Here is a 3,803-nt window from a genome sequence, read left to right as displayed (position 1 = left end):
ACATCATGATCGGCAACGCCAAGGCTTTTATTCTGGGTACCTACCACGGGCTGCCGCAGAAGTATCTGGGCGATTATCTCAATGAGTATTGCTTCCGGTTTAGCCGGCGTAACTTTGGGGCCCATTTGCTTGACCGTTTGGCCATTGCTGTTTCTAATTCCTCGTTGGCTTACTCAAGGGGATAACCATATTTTTAGAAAAAGAGGAGTTTGATCTACCCATGCCCAAAAAATTCGGCCTGAACGAGCTGCGCGAGATGTTCCTTTCCTTTTTCGAGACCAAGGGCCATCTGCGCCTGCCCAGCTTTTCCCTCATTCCCCAGAACGACGCCTCCCTGCTGCTCATCAACTCCGGCATGGCGCCCATGAAGCCCTGGTTCACCGGGGAGCAGGAGCCTCCCCGCCGCCGCGTGACCACCTGCCAGAAGTGCATCCGCACCGGCGACATCGAGAACATCGGCCATACCGCCCGCCACGGCACCTATTTTGAGATGCTGGGCAACTTCTCCTTTGGGGATTATTTCAAGCGGGAGGCCATCCACTGGGCCTGGGAGTTTTTGACCAGCCCCGAGTGGGTGGGTCTGGAACCCGACCGGCTCTACCCTTCCGTCTTCGCCGGCAACGAGACCACCCCCGCCGACGACGAGGCCTTCCGCATCTGGAACGAGGAGATCGGCATACCCGCCCAGCGCATTTTCAAGTTCGGCAAGGAGGACAACTTCTGGGAGCACGGAAGCGGCCCCTGCGGCCCCTGTTCGGAGATCTACTACGACCGGGGCGAGCAGTGGGGCTGCGGCAGGCCCGGCTGCACCGTAGGCTGCGACTGCGACCGGTATATCGAGGTATGGAACGTGGTGTTCTCTCAGTTCAACAACGACGGGGAGTGCCACTACACCGAGCTCAAGCAGAAGAACATCGATACCGGCATGGGCCTGGAGCGGCTGGCCTGCGTATGCCAGGAGGTGGCCTCCCTCTTTGACGTGGACACGGTGATGAACATCACCAACAAGGTCAGTCAGATCACCCACGCCCATTATGGAGAGACCGCCGCTAAGGACGTGTCCCTGCGGGTCATCACCGACCACATCCGCTCCGCCACCTTCCTGATCTGCGACGGCGTGCTCCCCTCCAACGAGGGCCGGGGCTACGTGCTGCGCCGCCTGCTCCGGCGGGCCGCCCGCCACGGCAAGCTGCTGGGCGTCAACGAGCCCTTCCTGTACGAGGTGTGCGATACCGTCATCCAGGAGAACGAGGGCCACTACCCCGAGCTGCGGGAGCGGCAGGACTATATCACCAAGGTCATCCGCACCGAGGAAGAAAACTTTGCCCGCACCATCGACGGCGGCATGCGCATTTTCAGCGATCTGCTGGCGGGGCACAAGGAGAAGGGCGAAGGCGTCTTCTCCGGCGCCGACGCCTTCAAGCTGTACGACACCTACGGCTTCCCCATCGACCTGACCCGCGAGATGGTGGAGGAGCAGGGCATGACGGTGGACGAGGACGGCTTTCAGACGCTGATGCAGGAGCAGAAGGAACGGGCCCGCAAGGCCCGGGAGGCCCTGGGCGATCTGGGCTGGGCCGGCGTGGAGTTCGGCAAGGACGTGCCCGAGACCGAATTTGTAGGCTATGAACACTCCACATTCCCCGGAGCCAAGGTCGTGGCCCTGGCGGTGGAAAACGAACCGGCCGAGGAACTGATGCCCGGCGTGGAGGGCATCGTGGTCCTGGACAAGACCCCCTTCTACGCCGAGATGGGCGGCCAGGTGGCCGACCACGGGCAGATCGTCATTGCCGGCGACCGGGGCGTCTGCTTTGAAGTGACCGACGTGCAGAAGAACAAGGGCGGCAAGTATATGCACTACGGCAAGCTGGTGGAGGGCGTTTTGAAGGTCGGCGACGCCGTCCGCGCCCAGATCGACGGCCAGCGCCGCCGAGCCGTCATGCGCGCCCACTCCGCCACCCACCTGTTGGACAAGGCCCTGCGCACCGTGCTGGGCGACCACGTGCAGCAGGCCGGCAGCCTGGTGGAGCCCGACCGTCTGCGCTTCGACTTTACCCACTTCTCCGCCATGACGGCCGAGGAGCTTCAACAGGTGGAGGCCATGGTGAACGACGCGGTTTTGGAGGGCTATCCCATCCGTACGGACGTGCTTCCCATCGAAGCGGCCAGGCAGCGGGGCGCCATCGCCCTGTTCGGTGAGAAGTACGGCGATACGGTCCGGGTCGTCGACATGGGAGACGGCTATTCCGTGGAGTTCTGCGGAGGCACTCATCTGGACAACACGGCAAAGGTCGGGCCGTTCCACATTGAAAGCGAGTTCTCCGTGGCCAGCGGCGTCCGCCGGATCGAGGCCATCACCGGCCGGGCCACGCTGGAGTGCATGCGCGGCAATTGCTGTACGATCAACGCCGTGGCAGAGGCGCTGAAAGCCAAGCCTGCCGATATCGTTTCCAAGGCCATGCAGGAGATCCAGGAGATCCGCGAGCTGCGCCACATGGTGGACGCCTTCCGCGCCAAGGACGCCATGGGCGAAGCGGGGCGCTTCCTGATGGGCGCCAAGGACGTGGACGGCCTGAAGGTGCTCACCGCGACCCTCAACGATGCCGGCGCCGACCAGCTGCGCAAGATGGGCGATTTCCTGAAGGACAAGGATGCAAACGTGGTGGCCGTCCTGTCCAGCGTAACGGACGGGAAGATCACCTTCCTGGCCGTCTGCGGCAAGCAGGCCGTGGCCCGGGGCGTCAAGGCCGGGGAGATCATCCGCTCTGTTACCGCAGTCTGCGGCGGCAAGGGCGGCGGGAAGCCGGACTCCGCCATGGGCGGCGGTTCCGACGTGATGAAGCTGGACGATGCGCTGGCCACGGTGGACGATCTCGTCCACGCCAAGCTGGGACGGTAAGCCGCCCCTCGCCGCAGGTGCGGCGCGCAAGGGCTTGCCCCGGGCAAACCCTTGGTGCAGAGCGGATCCCTTCGCCCGAGCAGCGGTAATCAAAGGGTCCCCATCCCGGCCGGGCCGGGATGGGGACGCAGGTAATTTCAGAGAGGAGGTCTTATCGTGTCCGATTGTCTGTTCTGTAAGATCATTGCCGGGGAAATCCCCTCCAAGAAGGTGTATGAGGATGCGCTGTGCTATGCCTTCTATGACATCGACCCCCAGGCGCCCACCCACTTTCTGGTGGTGCCCAAAGCCCACATCCCGTCCGCCGCCCACATCAGCACGGAAAACGAGGCTGTGGTGGGCCACATCTTCTCCGTCATTGCCGCACTGGCCAAGGAGCTCGGCTTTGCGGAGCAGGGCTACCGGGTCGTTTCCAACATTGGAGAACAGGGGCAGCAGACCGTTCCCCACCTGCACTTTCACGTGCTGGCGGGCCGGGACATGACTTGGCCTCCGGGCTGATCCGATGCAATGCGGGGACGCGGGCATTCCGCGTCCCTTTTTTGTACAAAGAAACCAGCCGCGAGCCCATCCAAGCGGGTCGCGGCTGAAGAGGAGAAGCGGCAGGATTCTCCGGCGGCAGCCGGTGAGTGTTATTGCACCAGGCTGTTTCAACTGGAGCGGTCACTCATGGAGCTGACGCCGGAGGAACGGTACGGAAGGCGGCTGGAACGGAAGAAACCGGTTTAGGGCGCTCTGTTGGCGTGGGCAAATGCGGCCAGTGCCACAACGGCGCCCGAACCCGCCCTGGGGAAAGCGCTGCACTATCCGCCGGAGCAGTGGCCGTATCTGTTGCGCTGTCTGGAGGGCGGCAGGCCGGAACTGAGCAACAACCGTGCCGGGCGCAGCCTAAAGCCCTTTGTGA

The 3,803-nt window shown here is 63.2% G+C and carries 3 protein-coding genes and 1 pseudogene; all 4 read left to right on the top strand.

What is annotated here, in order from left to right:
* Positions 1 to 185, top strand: a pseudogene (locus MR825_RS07275) (IS1595-like element ISFiba1 family transposase); the annotation flags it as partial.
* A 35-nt stretch (positions 186 to 220) separates the two neighbouring features.
* Positions 221 to 2,899, top strand: a complete 2,679-nt coding sequence (gene alaS, locus MR825_RS07270) for an alanine--tRNA ligase (protein ID WP_186907152.1) — start codon at positions 221 to 223, stop codon at positions 2,897 to 2,899.
* 156 nt (positions 2,900 to 3,055) lie between these two features.
* Positions 3,056 to 3,400 carry a histidine triad nucleotide-binding protein gene (locus tag MR825_RS07265; RefSeq protein WP_186907151.1) on the top strand — a complete coding sequence of 115 codons (345 nt, stop codon included), beginning with the start codon at positions 3,056 to 3,058 and terminating at the stop codon, positions 3,398 to 3,400.
* A gap of 237 nt (positions 3,401 to 3,637) precedes the next feature.
* The coding region (locus MR825_RS14405; protein ID WP_352408853.1) for an IS66 family transposase at positions 3,638 to 3,803 on the top strand (166 nt) is incomplete at its 3' end.

It is taken from the genome of Lawsonibacter sp. (assembly GCF_022777125.1).
Taxonomy (GTDB): Bacteria; Bacillota; Clostridia; order Oscillospirales; family Oscillospiraceae; genus Lawsonibacter_A; species Lawsonibacter_A hominis.
Note: the sequence above shows the minus strand (reverse complement) of the source record. Positions and strands in the feature narration are given on the sequence as shown.